General features: G+C 71.3%; 16 protein-coding genes. 7 read left to right on the top strand and 9 right to left on the bottom strand.

Annotation, left to right across the window (positions count from 1 at the left end):
• Positions 1–24: 24 nt before the first annotated feature.
• The 7 genes from hemA (at position 25) to MOX02_RS30915 (ending at position 7,840) form a co-directional block, all read left to right on the top strand.
• A complete protein-coding gene (hemA, locus tag MOX02_RS00295; RefSeq protein ID WP_147023703.1) occupies positions 25–1,242 on the top strand; it encodes a 5-aminolevulinate synthase in 1,218 nt (405 codons plus the stop codon).
• A gap of 190 nt (positions 1,243–1,432) precedes the next feature.
• Positions 1,433–2,401 carry a magnesium chelatase ATPase subunit I gene (bchI, locus tag MOX02_RS00290; RefSeq protein WP_238179032.1) on the top strand — a complete coding sequence of 323 codons (969 nt, stop codon included), beginning with the start codon at positions 1,433–1,435 and terminating at the stop codon, positions 2,399–2,401.
• Positions 2,398–4,116, top strand: coding sequence for a magnesium chelatase subunit D (locus MOX02_RS00285; protein WP_174804859.1), 1,719 nt, complete (start codon positions 2,398–2,400; stop codon positions 4,114–4,116). The genes bchI and MOX02_RS00285 overlap by 4 nt, the downstream gene beginning before the upstream one ends.
• A 14-nt stretch (positions 4,117–4,130) precedes the next feature.
• Positions 4,131–5,048 (top strand): alpha/beta fold hydrolase BchO, encoded by a 918-nt coding sequence (gene bchO, locus MOX02_RS00280; RefSeq protein WP_147023702.1) that lies wholly within the window; start codon positions 4,131–4,133, stop codon positions 5,046–5,048.
• 59 nt (positions 5,049–5,107) lie between these two features.
• Entirely contained in the window at positions 5,108–6,640 is a 1,533-nt protein-coding gene (locus MOX02_RS00275; RefSeq protein ID WP_147023701.1) for a phytoene desaturase, read from the top strand.
• Positions 6,621–7,694: a phytoene/squalene synthase family protein gene (locus tag MOX02_RS00270; RefSeq protein ID WP_147023700.1), complete on the top strand. Its 1,074-nt coding sequence runs from the start codon at positions 6,621–6,623 to the stop codon at positions 7,692–7,694. Before MOX02_RS00275 ends, MOX02_RS00270 begins: the two co-directional genes overlap by 20 nt.
• The gene (locus MOX02_RS30915; protein ID WP_170267585.1) at positions 7,691–7,840 is read left to right on the top strand and encodes a hypothetical protein; all 150 of its coding nucleotides are present in this window, start codon (positions 7,691–7,693) and stop codon (positions 7,838–7,840) included. The genes MOX02_RS00270 and MOX02_RS30915 overlap by 4 nt, the downstream gene beginning before the upstream one ends.
• Before the next feature lie 82 nt (positions 7,841–7,922).
• Here the strand turns inward: MOX02_RS30915 and truB are convergent, their stop codons facing one another.
• The 9 genes from truB to MOX02_RS00225 all read right to left on the bottom strand — a co-directional run bounded on the left by truB (position 7,923) and on the right by MOX02_RS00225 (position 18,918).
• Positions 7,923–8,945, bottom strand: coding sequence for a tRNA pseudouridine(55) synthase TruB (truB, locus tag MOX02_RS00265; protein ID WP_147023699.1), 1,023 nt, complete (start codon positions 8,943–8,945; stop codon positions 7,923–7,925).
• 110 nt (positions 8,946–9,055) lie between these two features.
• The gene (rbfA, locus tag MOX02_RS00260) at positions 9,056–9,493 is read right to left on the bottom strand and encodes a 30S ribosome-binding factor RbfA (RefSeq protein WP_147023698.1); all 438 of its coding nucleotides are present in this window, start codon (positions 9,491–9,493) and stop codon (positions 9,056–9,058) included.
• A 206-nt stretch (positions 9,494–9,699) separates the two neighbouring features.
• A complete protein-coding gene (locus MOX02_RS00255) occupies positions 9,700–10,575 on the bottom strand; it encodes a class I SAM-dependent methyltransferase (RefSeq protein ID WP_147023697.1) in 876 nt (291 codons plus the stop codon).
• Positions 10,576–10,798: 223 nt separating this feature from the next.
• Positions 10,799–13,741 (bottom strand): translation initiation factor IF-2, encoded by a 2,943-nt coding sequence (infB, locus tag MOX02_RS00250; RefSeq protein WP_147023696.1) that lies wholly within the window; start codon positions 13,739–13,741, stop codon positions 10,799–10,801.
• Positions 13,742–14,542, bottom strand: coding sequence for an RNA-binding protein (locus MOX02_RS00245; protein WP_147023695.1), 801 nt, complete (start codon positions 14,540–14,542; stop codon positions 13,742–13,744). It lies immediately after the preceding gene.
• A gap of 29 nt (positions 14,543–14,571) precedes the next feature.
• On the bottom strand, positions 14,572–16,191 hold the full coding sequence (nusA, locus tag MOX02_RS00240) for a transcription termination factor NusA (protein WP_147023694.1): 1,620 nt from the start codon (positions 16,189–16,191) through the stop codon (positions 14,572–14,574).
• Between the two features lie 74 nt (positions 16,192–16,265).
• Positions 16,266–17,030, bottom strand: a complete 765-nt coding sequence (rimP, locus tag MOX02_RS00235; RefSeq protein ID WP_147023693.1) for a ribosome maturation factor RimP — start codon at positions 17,028–17,030, stop codon at positions 16,266–16,268.
• Between the two features lie 146 nt (positions 17,031–17,176).
• Positions 17,177–17,914, bottom strand: coding sequence for a hypothetical protein (locus MOX02_RS00230; protein ID WP_147023692.1), 738 nt, complete (start codon positions 17,912–17,914; stop codon positions 17,177–17,179).
• Entirely contained in the window at positions 17,869–18,918 is a 1,050-nt protein-coding gene (locus MOX02_RS00225; protein WP_147023691.1) for a hypothetical protein, read from the bottom strand. Before MOX02_RS00225 ends, MOX02_RS00230 begins: the two co-directional genes overlap by 46 nt.
• Positions 18,919–19,089: the final 171 nt, after the last annotated feature.

The raw sequence follows: 19,089 nt of genomic DNA, 5'->3' as shown, positions 1-19,089 counted from the left end.
GTCACCAGGGAAGGGGAGCCCGCGATGGACTACGAAGCCTTCTTCGCCACCGAGCTGAACGGCCTGCACCGCGAGGGGCGCTACCGCGTCTTCACAGACCTGGAGCGGCAGGCAGGGCGCTTCCCGCACGCCATGCACCATCACCCCGGGGGCATGCGGCCGGTCACGGTGTGGTGCTCGAACGACTATCTCGGCATGGGCCAGCACCCGGCGGTGCTCGCGGCGATGCACGAGGCGCTCGACCGCTGCGGCGCGGGGGCGGGCGGCACCCGCAACATCTCGGGCACCAACCACTACCACGTGCTCCTCGAGCGCGAGCTCGCCGACCTCCACGGCAAGGAGGCAGCGCTCCTCTTCACCTCGGGCTACGTCTCGAACTGGGCGGCGCTCGGCACGCTCGCCGGCAAGCTCCCGGGCTGCGTGGTGCTCTCGGACGAGGGCAATCACGCCTCGATGATCGAGGGCATCCGCGCGAGCCGGGCCGAGCGCCAGATCTTCCGCCACAACGATCCGGACGACCTCGACCGCAAGCTGCGCCTCGTGGAGCCCGGCCGGCCGAAGCTCGTGGCCTTCGAGTCCGTCTACTCGATGGACGGGGACATCGCGCCGATCGCCGAGATCTGCGACGTCGCCGAGGCTCACGGGGCGCTCACCTACCTCGACGAGGTCCACGCGGTCGGCCTCTACGGCGCGCGGGGCGGCGGCATCTCGGAGCGGCAAGGACTCGCCCACCGCCTCGACGTGATCGAGGGGACGCTCGGCAAGGCGTTCGCGGTGCACGGCGGCTACATCACGGGCTCGGCCAAGCTCTGCGACTTCGTGCGCAGCTTCGCCTCGGGCTTCATCTTCACGACGTCGCTGCCGCCGGCCGTGGCGGCGGGGGCGGCGGCGAGCATCCGCCACCTGAAGCAGAGCAGCGCCGAGCGGGCCCGCCACCAGGACCGGGTCCGGCGGGTGCGCGCCTGCCTCGATGCGGCCGGCATCCCCACGCTGGCCAACCGCAGCCACATCGTGCCGGTGATGGTCTGCGACCCCGTGCTCTGCAAGGCGATCAGCGACGCGCTCCTCGACGAGTTCGGCATCTACGTGCAGCCGATCAATTACCCGACCGTGCCGCGCGGAACGGAACGGCTGCGCATCACGCCATCGCCGCTGCACACCGACGAGGACATCGACCATCTGGTCACCGCGCTCGCCACGATCTGGCGGCGCATCGGGCTGGAGAAGGTGGCAGCGGAGTAGGGCCATGACCCTCGACGAACGTTCCCCTCCCGCGACGGCGCCCGAGCCCGATATCGGGGAGGCGGGGGCGATGCCCGTCCCGTCGAAGCCGGGCGTCCGCAAGTCCGCGCCGCGTCCGCGGCCAGCCTCGATCGCCGCGGAGGAGGCGACGCCGGCCTTCCCCTTCTCGGCGATCGTCGGGCAGGACGAGATGAAGCGGGCTCTGCTCATCGCGGCCGTCGACCCGAGCATCGGCGGCGTGCTCGCGCTCGGCGACAGGGGCACCGGCAAGTCGACCGCGATCCGGGCGCTCGCGGCCCTGCTGCCGCCGATGCGCGCGGTGGCAGGCTGCCCCTATTCCTGCGATCCGGCCGCCCCGGCTGCCGCCTGCCCGCACTGCGCCGCCGGCCTCGTGCGCCAGGGACGCTTGGTCCCGGTGCCCGTCGTCGACCTGCCGCTCGGCGCCACCGAGGACAGGGTGGTCGGTGCCCTCGACCTCGAGCGGGCGCTCGCCGCCGGCATCAAGGCGTTCGAGCCCGGGCTCCTCGCCCGCGCCAACCGCGGCTTCCTCTACATCGACGAGGTGAACCTCCTGGAGGATCACCTCGTGGACCTCTTGCTCGACGTCGCCGCCTCCGGCGTCAACACCGTCGAGCGCGAGGGTCTGAGCCTGCGCCACCCGGCCCGCTTCGTGCTCGTCGGCAGCGGCAATCCGGAGGAGGGCGAGCTGCGGCCCCAGCTCCTCGACCGTTTCGGCCTCGCCGTCGAGGTGACGACGCCGACCGACATCCCGACGCGGATCGAGGTGGTGCGCCGCCGCGACGCCTTCGAGCGCGACCCCACCGGCTTTGCCGCCGCGCATGCCGGCGCCGAGAAGGCGCTCCGGCGGCGGATCACGGCGGCACGGGCCCGCGTCGCGGACGTCGTCGTGCCGGACGCGAGCCTAGAGGCCGCGGCCCGCCTCTGCCTCGCCCTCGGCACGGACGGCCTGCGCGGCGAGCTGACCCTGATGCGCGCCGCCAGGGCGCTCGCCGCCCTCGACGGCCGAGAGCGCGTCGGAATCGACGAGATCCGTGCCGTGGCGCCCGCCTCCCTGCGGCACCGGCTGCGCCGCAATCCCCTCGACGAGGCGGGTTCGACCGCCCGGGTCGCCCGCGCCGTGGCAGAGGTGCTGCCGTGAGCGCGCCGCCCGAGCCGGAGGCCGGCCGGGCGGCCTGGACGATCGCCCTGCGGGTCGCCGCGCTGCTGGCCGCCGACCCGCACGGCTGCGGCGGCGTCCGGCTGCGGGCCCGGCCCGGTCCGGTGCGCGAGGCGTGGCTGGCCGCGTTCCGCGCCGCACTCGGCACGGGCAGCCCCGTCCGGCGGATGCCGGTGGCCATCGCCGACGATCGCCTCCTCGGCGGTCTCGACCTGCCCGCGACGCTCGGTGCCGGCCGCCCCGTCCTGCAGCGCGGATTGCTCGCGGAGGCCCATGGCGGCGTCCTGATCGTGCCGATGGCCGAGCGCCTCGACGCGGGCACCGCGGCCCGCCTCGCCGCCTGCCTCGACACGGGCATCGCCGCTCTCGCACGAGAGGGGCTCGACGTCTGTCTGCCGGCCCGGTTCGGCCTGATCCTTCTCGACGAGGGAGAGGCGGACGAGGCGCCGCCCGACGCGCTCCTCGACCGCCTCGCCTTCCGTATCGATCTCGAGACGGTCGGCATCCGCGACATCGCGCCGGAAGGCGAGGGGGCCACCGCCACCGAGATCATCGCGCCGGATCCTGATACCGTGCGCGCCGTCGAAGCCCTCTGCTCCGCTGCTGCCGCCCTCGGCGTCGACTCGCTGCGCGCGCCGATCCTCGCGCTCAGGGTCGCCCGCCTCGCGGCCCTGCGCGACGGCGCGGCCGAGCCGGGCGAGGCCCACATCGTCGAGGCCGCCCGGCTCGTCCTCGCCCCCCGCGCGACGCGCATCCCGGAGGCCGCGCCTCCGCCGCCGGAGCGATCGGAGCGGCCGGACGATGCGCCGGAGGACGGGCAGGACGGTGCCGACCGCGCCCTCGACGACGTGGTACTGGAGGCTGTCCGCGCCGCGCTCCCGCCCGGGCTCCTCGCCCTCCTGGCGGCGGGCCGCGTCCGCAACGCCTCGGCCGGCCGCGCGGGATCCCGGGCCGCCTCGGACCGGGCAGGGCGCCGCGAGGGCAGCCGGGCGGGCGACCCGCGCCGCGGCCGCCTCGATCTCGTGGCAACCCTGCGGGCCGCCGCTCCCTGGCAGAAGCTACGCGCTTCTGCACGGCGCCCGCAGCAGCCGATCGTCATCCGCGGCGACGATATCCGCGTTGCGCGCTTCCGCAGACGCAGCGAGACCACCACGATCTTCGCCGTCGACGCGTCCGGCTCTGCGGCCATCGAGCGGCTGGCGGAGGCCAAGGGCGCCGTCGAGGGCCTGCTCGCCGAATCCTATGCCCGGCGCGACCGGGTTGCCCTCCTGGCGTTCCGCGGCGCCGGGGCGGACATCGTCCTGCCGCCGACGCGCTCGCTGGTGCGGGCCAAGCGCGGGCTGGCCGGCCTGCCCGGAGGCGGCGGCACGCCGCTCGCGGCCGGCCTCGACGCGGCGCTCCTGCTCGCGCTCTCCGTGCGGCGTGGCGGCGGCTCGCCTCTCGTCGTGCTCCTGACGGACGGGCGGGCGAACGTCGCCCGCTCCGGTGAGCCCGGCCGGGGGCGGGCGGGCGAGGACGCGCTAGCGGCCGCGCGCGCCTTCCGCAGCGAGGGGCTGCCCGCTCTCCTCGTCGACACCGCCGCCCGGCCCTCGGAGACGGCGCGGCGCCTCGCGGAGGCGATGGCCGCGCGCTACCTGCCTCTGCCGCAGGCCGACGCCGCGAGACTCGGCGCCGCGGTGCGCGCGGTGGCCTCGTGAGTGCCGGAGCCGCCATGGTCCATTACCGGGAGGATCGACCGCTCTGGGATGCGGAGGGCCGCGACTGGCCGAACCGCGGCGCGAGCCGCTTCGTCAGGGCCGCCGGGCTGGCCTGGCACGTGCAGGAACTCGGCCCGGAGGGCGCGCCCGCGCTCCTGCTCGTTCACGGCACCGGCGCCGCGACCCATTCCTGGCGCGGGCTGATGCCGCGCCTCGCCGAGCGCTTCCGCGTGGTGGCCCCGGACCTGCCGGGTCACGGCTTCACGGATCCGCTGCCGGACAGGCGCCTGTCACTGCCCGGCATGGCGGCGGCGATCATCGGGCTCGCCGAGGCGGTCGGCTGCGCGCCGGCCGTCGTCGTCGGCCACTCGGCCGGCGCCGCGATCCTCGCCCGCGCCTGCCTCGACGGCGGCCTCGCCCCCCGTCTCCTCGTGGCGCTGAACGGCGCCCTCAAGCCCTTCCCCGGCATGGCCGGCCTCGTCTTCCCCGGGATGGCCCGGATGCTGTTCCTGAACCCGGTGACGCCGCGCATCTTCGCGTGGTCGGCCGACCGTGCCGCCGTCGAGCGCCTGATCCGGGGCACCGGCTCCCGCCTCGACGGGGACGGGCTCGATCTCTACCGGCGCCTGTTCCGCAAGCCCGGCCACATCGCGGGCGCCCTCGGCATGATGGCGAACTGGAACCTCGACGCTCTCGACCGCGACTTGCCCGCGCTGAAGCCCCGCGCCCTCCTCGTCGTCGGGAGCGAGGACCGGGCGATCCTGCCCGAGACGGCCTTCGCCGTGCGCGACCGGCTGGCGGACGCGCGCGTGGAACTGATACGCGGCCTCGGCCACCTTGCCCATGAGGAGGCGCCGGAGCGCGTCGCCGAGACGATTTTTCAAGAGGCCGAGGCGGCCGGCATCATCCACGAGGAGGATCCGGCGGCCTGAGCACGGCCGTTCAGCCAACCGCCTTGCCACCGACCTCTCTGCAACCTTACTGTCCAACAATGCTGACGATCGATCGGTCCATTAATTATGACAGAGGCGGCCTCGAACGTCGCCCCCGCGCGCTCGTCATCGGCAGCGGCTTCGGCGGGCTCGCGGCGGCTGTGCGGCTCGGAGCGCGGGGCTATCGGGTCACGGTGCTCGAACGGCTCGGCCAGCTCGGCGGTCGGGCGCGGGTACACCGCCAGGATGGTTTCACCTTCGACGCGGGCCCGACCATCGTCACCGCACCCTTCCTGTTCGAGGAGCTGTGGGCTCTGTGCGGGCGGAGCCTTTCCGACGACGTGCACCTCGTGCCGATGACGCCGTTCTACCGCATCCGCTTCGAGGACGGCGCCACCTTCGACTACAGCGGCGACGAGGCGGCCATGCGCGCCGAGGTGGCGCGGTTCTCGCGTGCCGACGTACCCGGATACGAGCGGTTCATGGCACGCAGCCGCGAGATCTGCCGCGTCGGCTTCGAGGAACTCGGCCACGTGCCGTTCGGCAGCGTTCGGGACATGCTGCGGATCGCGCCGGACCTCATCCGCCTCGGCGGCCACCGCAGCGTCTACCGCGAGGTCGCTCGCCACATCCGCGACGAGCGGCTGCGCACCATCTTCAGCTTCCACCCGCTGCTGATCGGCGGCAGCCCCTTTCGGGCGAGCGCCATCTACTGCCTGATCGCGCATCTGGAGCGGCGCTGGGGCGTCCATTTCGCGATGGGCGGCACCGGTCGCCTCGTCGATGGGCTGGCAGGGCTGATCCGAGGGCAGGGGGGGCAGCTGCGCTGCGGCGCGGAGGTGGCGGAGATCCGCCTGGAGGGTTCCCGAGCGGTCGGCGTCCGGCTGGCATCGGGCGAGGTGATCGACGCCGACATCGTGGTCTCGAACGCCGACTCGGCCTTCACCTATCGCCGGCTGCTGCCGCCGCAGGCGCGCCGCCGCTGGAGCGACGCGCGGATCGAGAGCGCGAGCTCCTCGATGGGCCTGTTCGTCTGGTACTTCGGCACCCGGCGCAAATACCCGGACGTGGCCCACCACACGATCCTGATGGGGCCGCGCTACCGCGAGCTCATCGCCGACATCTTCGGGCGCAAGCTGCTGGCCGAGGATTTCAGCCTGTATCTGCATCGGCCGACCGCGACTGACCCGCTGCTGGCCCCGCCCGGCCACGACGCCTTCTACGTGCTCTCACCGGTGCCGAACCTCGCCGGCGGGCAGGACTGGAGCACCTGCGCCGAGCCGTATCGCCGGCGCATCGCCGAGCACCTGGAAGCGAGCCTGCTGCCCGGCCTGTCGGAAGCGCTGGTGACCTCAAGACTGACGACGCCGCGCGATTTCGCCGACGATTTCCTGAGCTTCCGCGGCTCCGGGTTCGGCCTGGAGCCCCTCCTCACGCAGTCGGCCTGGTTCCGGCCGCACAACGCGTCCGAGGACGTGCGAAATCTCTTCCTCGTCGGGGCCGGCACCCATCCGGGCGCCGGGCTTCCCGGCGTGCTTTCCTCGGCCAAGGTCCTCGATCGGGTGGTGCCGGATGCGCGCGTCTTCGCCTGACATCGCCGAGCCCTCGGCGGAGCCTTTCGCGAGCGAGGGCGACCACGCCGCCTGCCGGGCATCGATCCGCGCGGGCTCGCGCAGCTTCTACGCCGCCTCGCTGCTGCTGCCGCCGCGCACGCGGCGCGCAGCCTACGGGCTCTACGCGTTCTGCCGCCACTCGGACGATGCGGTGGACGAGGCCCGGCCCGGCACATCCGCCGCTGCGGTCGCCCGGCTCCAGGCAAGGCTCGCGCGGGCTTACGCCGGCGAGCCCGCCGACAACCCGGCCGACCGGGCGCTCGCCGACATCGTCGTCGCACACGCGATCCCGCGGGCCCTGCCGGAGGCGCTCCTCGACGGGCTCGCCTGGGACGCGGGCGGGCGCCGCTACGAGACCCTCTCCGACCTCTGCGCCTATGGCGCGCGGGTCGCCTCCTCGGTCGGGGCCATGATGACCCTGATCATGGGCGTGCGTGAAGCCGACGCCCTGGCGCGGGCCTGCGACCTCGGCGTGGCGATGCAGCTCACCAACATCGCCCGCGACGTTGGCGAGGACGCCCGCGCCGGCCGCCTCTACCTGCCGCTGCGGTGGCTCGCGGAAGAGGGCATCGATCCGGACGCCTTCCTGGCCGCGCCCGCAGCGAGCCCGGCGCTCAGCAGACTGGTCACGCGCCTGCTGGAGGCTGCCGAAGTCCTCTACGCACGCTCGGAGGCGGGGATCGGGGCGCTCCCGGCGGGCTGCCGCCCCGCGATCCGCGCGGCGCGCCTGATCTACGCGGAGATCGGCCGGGAGATCGAGCGCGCCGGACTCGATTCGGTGAGCGGGCGCGCCCGCGTCCCCGGCCGGCGCAAGGCAACGCTCCTGCTGCGGGCGGCCGTTCCGCGGTCCGCTGCAGGCATCTCGGCGCCCTGCCTTCCGGAGACGGCCTTCCTGGTCGCCGCCGTCGCGGCGGTGCCGGCGCCGGCGGCCACGCCCGGCTGGTGGGACATCGCCGGTCAGGTCGTGCGCGTGCTCGACATGATCGAGACCCTGCGCGAGCGGGAGGCGCTGGCGCGCGAGAGTGCCCCGTGAGTGATTCGCTCTTCGCCGCGCTCGATATCGGTCTCGTCTTCGCACTCGCGCTCGGCGCCGCTCTCTGGCAGCTCGTGCGGCTCAGGCGCAGCATTCGGCGCGACCGGGAGGCGGAGGCGCGGCGACAGGCCGGGGACAGCGGCTGAAGCGCACGGACGCATGCCGGAGCTGAACCTCTCCGGTTCTCGAAGCGCGTTCCGGGAGGATGAGGCCATCGACGAGCCTGCGTTACCGGCCGCCCGTTCCGCCGAGGTGGAACACCCGGTGCGGCACCAGCTCGCCCTGCTCGACATCGCCGACCGCGACCAGGATGCCGCCGCAGGTCGCGAACACCTTGCCCTCGGTCGGCGCATCGCGTCCGCGCAGGATCACCGGCTGACCGCGCATCAGACGCAGCGCCATGTCCCGCGAAATCGTCACCGAGGGAATCGCGTCGAGGGCCGTCTCAACCGGCCGCAGATGCGCCGCGTTGCCCTCCGGCCCCGCCGCTTCGAGCGCCGAGACCTGACAGGACTCGGCCTCCGAGAAGGGCCCGACCCGCGTGCGCCGAAGTGCGGCGACGTGCCCGTAGCAGCCGAGCATGCGGCCGAGGTCGCGGGCGAGCGCCCGAACATAGGTACCCTTGCCGCACTCGGCCGAGATCACCGTGCGCCCCTCCGCGTGCTCCACCACCGAGAGGTGATCGATCTGCACCGGCCGCGCCGTCAGCTCAACCACCTCGCCGTCTCGGGCGAGGTCGTAGGCGCGCTCGCCCGCGATCTTGATGGCGGAGAAGCGCGGCGGCACCTGCTCGATCGCGCCGATGAAGTTCGGGAGCGCGGCCTCGACGGCCTCGCGGCTCGGGCGCGCCTCGCTCGTCGCGACGGGGCGGCCCTCCGCGTCGTCCGTGTCGGTCTCGACGCCCCAGGCCACGGTGAAGCGGTACGCCTTGCGGCCGTCCATGACGAAGGGCACCGTCTTCGTCGCCTCGCCGAGCGCGATCGGCAGGATGCCGGAGGCGAGCGGGTCGAGCGTGCCCGCATGGCCCGCCTTCTTGGCGTTGAAGGCGCGCTTGACCACCGCGACCGCGTGGGTCGAGGTCATGCCGACACCCTTGTCGAGGATGACCCAGCCGCTGACGTCGCGCTTCTTCGGCCGATCCGGCCGAGGCCCGGTGCGGGGCGGGCGACGCCCGTCCACGGGGCGGCGGTCGCTGGGGCGCATCGTCTCGGGCGCGGGGTTCTGGCGCTCGATGGGCGGAACGTCGGTCATGGAATCCTCGGTCGATGACGGTTCGGCCGCTCCGGCCCCGGATTCGAACCGGGCCTCGCCGCGCCGTCCAGCGTTTCAGATCGATGAAAGTTCGTCCGGGCGCGTCCGGATCAATGCCCGGACTCGGCCTCGGGTTCGCCCTCGGACCCCGGTTGCGGGCTCGTATCGAGGTCGCGCTGCACCTTCTCGCTGCGCAGGAGCGCATCGATCCGGGCCGCCTCGTCGAAGGTCTCGTCGCGGCGGAAGCGGAGTTCCGGCGCGTATTTCAGGTTCACGCGCCGGGCGACCTCCTGGCGGAGGACCTTGCGGTGGCGCTCCAGCGCCGCGATCACCGGCGCCTCGTCCTGGCCGCCGAGCGGCATGACGTAGGCCGTGGCGAGCTTGAGGTCCGGCGACATGCGGACCTCCGGCACCGTGACGACATGCGTGCCGAGCACCGGATCCTGGATGTCGCCGCGCTGGAGCACCTCGGCGAGGGCGTGCCGCACCAGTTCCGCCACGCGCTGCTGGCGCTGAGAGGGACCGGCGCTCTGCTGTTTCTGGGCCATCGGGTCGTTCAACGCGGTTCGAGAGGCGAAGGCTGCAACGGGTGCAGGGACCGCCCTCCCGCCGCCAACCCCATCGGGGCCTGCGACCGGGACCGGTCCCTCCACCTGCCGAACATCGCCGGAGCATGGGTCGCCAGCGGCCCCTCGTCGGCAGCCCTGGCGTAGGGCTCCATCCGGACAGCGGGCGCCGTGCGAAGGCGCCTCCTTTAGCGCAAATACTCGTTCGGGATATAGGCCTGCTGCGCACGTTTTGCCGTCGCGGGCGTGCGAGCCGGGTGATCGTGGATATGCGCCGCGAACATGCGGTCGATCCAGCCGGCGTTCTTGAAGACCCGCTTCGAGCGCAGGACGTTGAACGGCGCGATCTTGCGCAGGGGATGATCCGCGTTGAACTCCGAGACGGCGAGAAGCTCGCCGTTCCAAGGGTTGGCACCGTCCATGCTCACGTCGTCGAGATAGACCGGCACGAGCGGCAGGTACTGCTCGGGTCGCCCGTCGAGCACCGTCAGCACCTTCACGGCGGAGGAGTAATAGTCGACGTCGACCGACACGAACCCGATCGGCGCCTCGTCCGTGACGGAGGCCAGGAACGCAGGGATCGTCGTCTCGGCATCGCCGATCACGAGGCGGCAGCGGCCAGGCAGGGCCCGGCGCAGAGCCTCGAAATCCATCGGGAAATCGCCCTCCTGGAAATACTCCGGCATGTCGCGATAATCGATCGCGGGCGGCATACCGGCACCCGTGTCGAAACCGACCACGTCGATGGCGATGCCGGTCGCCGCCTCGGTGCGCCGCGCCAGGTCGCACATGTTGAGGAGGCCGGCACCGGCCGCGACCCCGAACTCGAGGACCGTGATGCGGGAAAGTCCGCGCTTCTTCGCCTCCTCGGCGGCGAACAGGATCGGGAAGGCGTATTGCTGGCGCACCATCAGGTCGAAGGCGACCTTCGCCCGGTAGCTGCCGAACAGGGCGACGCCGAGGGCGATCAGGTTGAGGTGCAGCGGTTCGGAGAGGCGCTCCACGAAAATCTTGCGGTACTTGCCATCCGAGAGCGCCCGGCGAATGACGTAGGAATTCAGCATCGCTCCGTGCCCCCGCGGCACAACGGGCCGCCTCGACTTGGCTGTATCAATGAAGACCGAAGCTAAGCTGTGCAGATGCACCTGAACAGGGCGGTGCCCGATCCTGCCCCGACGAATCGAACATCAACGTTAAGGGCGCGTCCGGTCTCGTACGCTCGCCCGCACACGAGAAGGGCGCGGCCCGCGAAGGCCGCGCCCTGGATAGGAACCGGGAGCCGTCGCCTCAGAGGCTGCGGCGGATCTCCTCGACGCGGTAGCACTCGATCGTGTCGCCCGCGCGCATGTTCTCGTAGTTCTCGAACGCCATGCCGCATTCCTGGCCCGACGTGACTTCCTTCGCGTCGTCCTTGAAGCGCTTGAGCGTCTTGAGCTTGCCCTCGTGGATCACGACGTTGTCGCGGATCAGGCGGACATGCGCACCGCGCTCCACCACGCCCTCCGTGACGCGGCAGCCCGCGACCTTGCCGACCTTGGAGACCTCGAAGATCTCCTGGATCAGCGCCTCGCCCAGTCGCTCCTCGCGCAGCGTCGGCGGCAGCAGGCCGGACATCGTGGCTTTGATGTCGTCCACGAGGTCGTAGATGATGTTGTAGTAGCGGATCTCGATGCCCGCCCGCTCGGCCGCCTCGCGCGCTTCCTTGTGGGCGCGCACGTTGAAGCCGATGACGACGGCCTTCGAGGCCTGCGCCAGGGTGATGTCGGACTCGGTGATGCCGCCGACACCCGCGAGGAGGATGCGCGCCGAGACCTCGTCGTTGCCGAGCTTCTCCAGCGCACCGGAGATCGCCTCGACCGAGCCCTGGACGTCGCCCTTGATGAGGATCGGCAGTTCCTTGCGGCCGGCACCTTCCTTGAGATCGCGCATCATGTCGACGAGCGAGCGGTTGGCGCCGCCGGTGCGGGCCGCGAGCCGCTCGCGCTTGATGCGGGCGCGGTACTCCGTGACCTCGCGGGCGCGGGCCTCGTTCGCCACGACGATGACGCGGTCGCCCGCGTCCGGCGTGCCGTTGAAGCCGAGAACCTCCACCGGCACCGAGGGGCCGGCGTACTGGATGTTCTCGCCCTTGTCGTCGATCAGGGCGCGCACGCGGCCCCACTCCGCACCCGCGACCACGATGTCGCCGGTGAACAGGGTGCCGCGCTGCACGAGCACGGTCGCCACCGGGCCGCGGCCGCGGTCGAGCTGCGCCTCGATGACGGTGCCCTCGCCGTCGCGCTTCTCGTTGGCGCGCAGGTTCATGATCTCGGCCTGGAGCTGCAGGCCCTCGAGCAGGTCCGGCAAGCCGTCGCCGGTCTTGGCGGAGACCTCGAACTCCAGGGTCTCGCCGCCCATCGACTCGACTTGGATGTCGTGCTGCAGCAGCTCGGTGCGGACCCGCTGCGGGTTCGCGTCCGCCTTGTCGATCTTGTTGATCGCGATGATCATCGGGACGCCGGCCGCCTTGGCGTGCTGAATCGCCTCGACGGTCTGGGGCATCACGCCGTCATCGGCCGCCACCACGATCACGACGATGTCCGTCACCTTGGCGCCGCGGGCGCGCATGGAGGTGAAGGCCGCGTGGCCGGGCGTGTCGATGAAGGTGATGAGATCGCCGGACGGCGCCGCCACCTGGTAGGCGCCGATGTGCTGGGTGATGCCGCCGGCCTCGCCCGAGACGACGTTCGCCTTGCGGATCGCGTCGAGCAGCGAGGTCTTGCCGTGATCGACGTGGCCCATGATGGTCACGACCGGCGGACGCGGATCGAGATCCTCCTCGAAGTCCGGCTCGTCCGAGACGAGGCCTTCCTCGACGTCCGACTCGGCGACGCGGCGCACCGTGTGGCCGAGCTCCTCGGCGATGAGCTGGGCGGTATCCGAGTCGATCACGTCGGTGATCTTGTGGATCTGGCCCTGCTTCATCAGCAGGCGGATCACGTCGACCGCCCGCTCCGACATGCGGTTGGCGAGTTCCTGGATCGTGATCGTCTCGGGAATCGTCACCTCGCGGGCGATCTTCTCCTTCTGCTCCACCTGCCGGTGGCCGCTCATCCGCTGCTGGCGGCGGCGGAAGGAGGCGACGGAGCGCGTACGCTCCTCCTCGCCAGCGGTCGCGTTGGCGATCGTCAGGCGGCCGCGGTTGCGATCGCCGCCCGGCGAGCGGGGGGTCTTCGGCGGCGTGATGATTTTGAGCGGCATGCCGGGCCGCCGGATCACCCGCTTGGTGTCACCCTCCTCCTCGGCCGCGACGGCAGGTCGGCCGGCGGGCCGCGCGGCGGCGGTCGCACCCGCGGGACGGGCGGCGGTGGCGGCCGTCGGCGCCTTTTCGGGCTCCGGTGCCGGCGCGGGCCGCGCCATGAAGCTGAGGTCGCGCGGCTTGCGCACGTCGGCCGTGATGGTCCGGCGGGGCTCGCCGGCCGGGGGCCGCGGGGTGATCGGCGTGCGGGCGACGGGCGCCGAGGCCGGGCGCGGCGCGGTCACGGCCGGACGCGGCGCAGCAGAGCGCGGCGCCGGAGCGGCCGCCGGACGCGCGGGGGCGGCAGCTGCGGGCTGCGGAGCGGCCGGAGCCGGCGGCGCGACCGCTGCGGGGGTCGGCTGAGCGGGCGCGGCGGGAGCTGCAGGAGCAGCGGCGGGCGGAGGAGCCGGGGCACGGGGCGCCTCGGCGTCCGTGCGGCGGAGGGCCTCCTCCGTGGCGCGGCGGCGCAGCTCGTCCTCCTGGCGACGGCGGCTCTCCTCGTCGCGCTTGCGCTGCTCCGCGGCTTCACGCTCCCGCTGCTCGGCAGCCTCGCGCTCGCGGCGAAGGCGGGCCTCGTCCTCGGCATGACGGCGGGCGTCCTGCTCGCGGCGCTGCGCGTCGGCGAGGGCAGCGGCGCGGGCGTCGCGCTCCTGCTCGCTCAGTGTGCGCAGCACTACGCCAGACGACGACCGCTGCGGCGCCGCGGCGGGACGCGCGGACGCGGCCGGTGCCGCGGGCGCGGGACGGCCGGCAGGCGCGGCTTCGCGCGGGGCGGCGGTGCCGGGGGCCGCACCGATCACCCGGCGCTTCACCGTCTCGACCACGACCTGCTTGGAGCGGCCGTGGGAGAAGCTCTGACGGACGGTGCCCTGCTCGATCGGACGCTTCAAGGACAGCGGCTTCGAGGGTGCTTTCGTCAGAGTCTTGTCTCCCGGATTGTTCGTATCGCTCATTCAGCCCAAACCCTGAGGGTTTCCATCGTCCCGTCCACCGGCAACCGTCCCGGTGCCGGCCAGATCCGTCACATCGTCGTCAGGCAGATCGGAGTCGATCTCGCCGTCGCGGGCGGGGTCGGGCTCCTCAGTCGTCGTGGCACCGCCCTCGAAGAAACGGTACCGACGCCAACGCGCCAGGCAGCCGGACGCACCGACTCCTGCGACGAGCGCAGCGTGTATCACATGATCCCGACCCAAAGCCATGTCCAATTCATCGCCGGACAGGTCATCGACGATCGGTACACGCGATATGGCATCGCCATGCCGCCGGTGCAATGCCGCGGCGATCTTGCGGCGTCCATCCGCGCTGGCATCGGAGGCGTGGATGACCGCCGCGACGCCCGGCCGATCGGCGATGGCGGCCTCGACCTTGGCGAAACCCGCCACCACGCTGCCCGCCTTGTTGGCGAGCGCCAGACCCTGGCGCAGATCCTCCCGGAGCGCCGCCGCGATCCGGTCGGCGAGGTCATCCGGCGCCTCGGCCGTCTTCGTGCGGAACGCGCGCTGGAACAGACGGCGGCGCGTGGCCTCGGACACCGCGTCCCGCCGGGCCGTCACCCAGGCCCCGCGGCCCGGAAGGCGTGCGCGGAGGTCCGGCACCACCGCGCCGTCGGGACCGAGCACGAAGCGGATCATCCCGTCCGGGCTCCCGGCCGCGCGCGAGACGATGCAGGTCCGCTCCGAGCCGCGCCGGCCCCGGAGAGGGCCGGCGTCGAGGTCGGCAGCAGAGGATTCGCCCGTCTCGTGCGCTCGCGTCATCGCCGGTCGCTCCCGCGTTCCGGACCGCCTCAGGCCTCCGCCTCGGCGGGCGCCTCATCCGTCTGCCCGTCTTCACCTTCCTCGACCGGCTCCTCGGGCAGCGCCTCGATCCAGCCGGCCTTGAGGCGGGCGGCCATGATCATGGCCTCGGCCTCGGCGCGGGAGACGTCGTAGCCGTCGAGATAGCCCGCATGGCGTACGGCATCCTGGCCGCGACCTTCGGTGTAGCCGACGAGATCGTCGGTGGCGCAGCCGGCCAGATCCTCGACATTCTTCACGTCGTTCTCGCCGAGGGCGACGAGCATCGGCGTGGTGATGCCCTCGATCTCGCGCAGCTCGTCGGCGACGCCGAGTTCCTGGCGGCGGGCATCGTACTCGGACTCGACGCGGGCGAGGTAGTCCTGGGCGCGGGCCTGGATCTCGGTGCCGGTCTCCTCGTCGAGGCCCTGGATGTTGGCGAGTTCCTGGGGCTCGACGTAGGCCACCTCCTCGACGTTGCGGAAGCCTTCCGCCGCCAGGAGCTGGCCCACCGTCTCGTCGACGTCGAGCGCCTCCATGAAGACCTGGGTCCGCTCCGCGAACTCCTTCTGGCGGCGCTCCGACTCCTCGGCCTCCGTCAGGATGTCGATGTCCCAGCCGGTGAGCTGCGAGGCGAGCCGCACGTTCTGGCCGCGCCGACCGATCGCCAGCGAGAGCTGGTCGTCCGGCACCACCACCTCGATGCGGTCGGCCTCCTCGTCGAGCACCACCTTCACCACCTCGGCGGGCTGGAGCGCGTTGACGATGAAGGTCGCCTGATCCTCCGACCAGGGGATGATGTCGATCTTCTCGCCCTGCAGCTCGCCGACGACCGCCTGGACGCGCGAGCCCCGCATGCCGACGCAGGCGCCGACCGGGTCGATCGAGCCGTCGCGCGAGATCACCGCGATCTTGGCGCGCGAGCCCGGATCGCGGGCGACCGCCTTCACCTCGACGATGCCGTCGTAGATCTCCGGCACCTCCTGGCCGAAGAGCTTGGCCATGAACTGCGGGTGCGAGCGCGACAGGAAGATCTGCGGCCCGCGCACCTCGCGGCGCACGTCGAACAGGTAGGAGCGGATGCGGTCGCCCGGCCGGAAGGTCTCGCGCGGGATCATCTCGTCGCGGCGCACGATGCCCTCGCCGCGGCCGAGATCGACGATCACGTTGCCGTACTCGACGCGCTTCACGAGGCCGTTCACGACCTCGCCGATGCGGTCCTTGTACTCCTCGTACTGGCGGTCGCGCTCGGCGTCGCGCACCTTCTGGACGATGACCTGCTTGGCCGATTGCGCGGCCACCCGCCCGAAATCGAAGGGCGGCAGGGTGTCGGAGATGACGTCGCCGACCTGGGCAGCCGGGTTGTAGCGGCGGGCCTGGTCCAGGGTGATCTCGCGGGCGTCGTTCTCGACCTGCTCGACCACGAGCAGGTGGCGCGAGAGGCGAAGCGCGCCCGTCTTCGGGTCGATCTCGGCGTGAACGTCGGTCTCGGCGCCGTAGCGGGAGCGCGCGGCCTTGGCGATCGCCTCCTCCATCGCCTCGATGACGATCTGGCGGTCGATCACCTTCTCGCGGGCGACCGCGTCGGCGATCTGCAGAAGCTCGAGCCTGTTGGCGCTGACGACGGCCATCGGTGTCGTTCCTTCTCTCAAAGCGTTGGTCGAACGGTCCCGCGCCGCCGGCGCCGGACCTGGTATCTCTCGTCTCAGTGGAGCTTGCCGGAATCCTTGAGCCGCACCGCCTTGGTGACGGCCTCCTTGGCCTTCCGTTTCTGCTCCGGCGACTTCGGGGCCTTCGGCGCCTTCGGGGGCCGCGACTCCTTCAGCTTCGGCCGCTGCGGAGCCGGCACGAGCCGGACCGCGTGGGGGGCGTCCGCCTCGATCTGATCATCCTCCAGATCCTCGTCGGAATCCTCCTGGGGCGGGGCGGAGCCGCGCCGCAGCGATTCGCGGATCAGCTCGTCGGTGAGCACCAGATGTGCCTCGGCGAGGTTGCGGAGCGGGATCTCGTAGCGGCTCGGCAGACCCTCCTTCACGTCGGGCAGGTCGACCGGAACGGTAGCGCCGTCAGGGCTCGGGGCACCGATGATGCCGCGGAAGCGCTTGCGCCCGTCGAGCGGCACGGCGAGCTCGAGCTTTGCCTCGTAGCCGGCCCAGCGCGCGAAGTCGGAGGCCCGCACCAGCGGCCGGTCGATGCCTGGCGACGAGATCTCCAGGTGATAGGGCCGCCCGACGGGATCGTCGAGATCGAGGATCGGTGACAGGGCGCGGCTCACCGCCTCGCAATCCTCCACGCTCATGGTCCCGTCCGGACGCTCGGCCATGATCTGGACCGTACAGCCGTTGGCGCTCGAGACCTTCACGCGCACGATCCGGAACCCGAGCCCCTCCACGGGCCCCTCGACCACCTGCACGACACGCGCGGCGATACCGCTCTCGCTGACCAGACGCTTCTCGGGGCTTTCCGCCATGCGCGCTCTCGGGCTCCGACGTGGCTGCCGGGTCGGGCGCTGCGGCAATAAAAAAGAGCGGGCCCGGTGGGGCCCACTCCCGAACCGCAGCCTCACGACTGCAACCAGAACTGTTGGCTACCGATATACGCCGAACCCCGGACAATTCAAGCGGAGATCTGCTCGGGCTCGGCGTCTTCTTCGAGCGGGAAGGGGGTCGGCGTCCAGTACGGCTCGATCGCCGTGCCGCGCACGTTCTCGGCCTCCCAGCGATGGAGGATCCGCGCGAGCGCGGCGCGATCGTCCGCGAGGAGCGGCGGACCGATCTCGCCGTAGCGTGCCCAACGACCCTCTTCCGTCTCCCACGAGGGCAGCGGAGCGTCAGGGTCGGGCGCGGGATGCGAACCTCCGTACTCCGGCCATATGGCGCGAGCGTCGTCGAGTTCGCCGAGAGCGATGGTCGCGATGATCCACCAGTGCCAGCCTCGATGCCCGCTGGATCGAATGTGGCTCTTGATAAAACCGAGGGCTGCCTCGGTCGTATCGAGGGACCGCAGGAAGGGGAGCACATCCTGCTCCATCTGCTCGACGAAGTCCCCAGCCATCGTCGGATCGTCCCAGACCCAAGTTCCGCCTCCGCCGCCGTCCGGCCTGAAGCGTTCGGCCCTGCCGAGAAGGTCATAGCAATTGCCGAGAGACCTGCCGGTGTTCATAGGCCCAAACATCTCCATCAGTCGCCAAGATAGAGTGAAGTAGCGCTTCTGAGACGATCTTGCGATGTAGATCTGACGAACAACATGACCGACGGGCATGATCCTGATAAGATCGCTGTCGGTTAAAATCAGATCGGAGTGCCGCATCAGCAAAGGATTGACGATTTCTCTAATCTGCTTTGCAGTCGCCATTTTCTGGGTCTCACTTGAATAATGATAACTCTCTGTGTATCTGGAAACAACCTCTTTGCCGCAGTCGCGAGGAGCAGAGCTCGCGATGGCGACAGACCTTTCTGCCCGGTCTTGTAATCGTAGACACACGTCGTTCCGGGCACTGTTCGCTCGTAGAGATCAAGTCGGACGCTGCCCTTCTCACCGTATGTCACTTCGCCAACTCTGCCCCCCGAGACCTCCGCGCGAAGATTCGGATCTTTCTTGGCGTTGAAGAAATCAGCCAAATCGTAATGCAGAAGATTCCCGAATTCCTGCGGTGTCAGGCGCAAGCCCGACCGTCGCAACCGCTGAGCGGCCCGGTCTGTCTCTGTCTGAATCTCCTCAGCGCGTGGGCAAGCGCGATTGAGTTCATCTATCCCTATCGATCCCACCCAAACAGCCGGCGCGTTCCCCTCATTCACCGCCGGTCTGAATTCCTGAGCCGACAGGCCCAGCACAGGTCCAAACCCTTCTCTTCGAGCGGACAGGACAGCGAAGAGAAGGCCCGCCAGTTCGACCGTGGTCGTGAACGCGGCCGGCAGGGCGGGCAGAAAGGCCGGCTGGACCGTGGCGACCGGCTCCGCGCCGGTCGCGGTGAAGATACTGCGGGACAGGATCTCGCCGGTGATGCCGTCCCGGATCGTCTGCGTGTCGCCCGAGGTCTCGAAAACGCGGCTGCCACCATCCGGCCCTGTGACGGTATGCTCCTCGTCGCCCGCGCGAGGCCCGGCGTGGATCCGGATGGTGAGGACCTCGGATCCGTCTTCGAGCAGGGTGCGCTCGCGACTGAGCCCGGTGCCGGTCGCCTCATCCTCCGGGGCGAGGGAGGTCCAGCGCCCCGGCCCGGGGATGGCAAGGATGTCTGTCTGCTCGCCCGCGCCGCCGCCTTCCGCGACCCAACGTCCACCGTCGGGCTGGCCGGCAGGCGCGCGCGGCTGGTCAGGGCTGTACTTGTGGGCGAGGCTTCGCGAGAGGCGGATCAACCTCGTCTCGACGAGAAGACCGGCGAGCAGTTGCCGGATGCGACCGAGTTCCCTTTCCCGTGGCGACCTTCCAAGCATGCACGGCACCAATGTTCACTTTTTGTTCGATATTCGGTACAGATTCCTAGGCTCTTTGTCATATCACGTCTGTGCGAGCGGGGGGGGGGGGGG

It is taken from the genome of Methylobacterium oxalidis, from assembly GCF_007992195.1.
GTDB classification, from domain to species: Bacteria; Pseudomonadota; Alphaproteobacteria; order Rhizobiales; family Beijerinckiaceae; genus Methylobacterium; species Methylobacterium oxalidis.
Note: the sequence above shows the minus strand (reverse complement) of the source record. Positions and strands in the feature narration are given on the sequence as shown.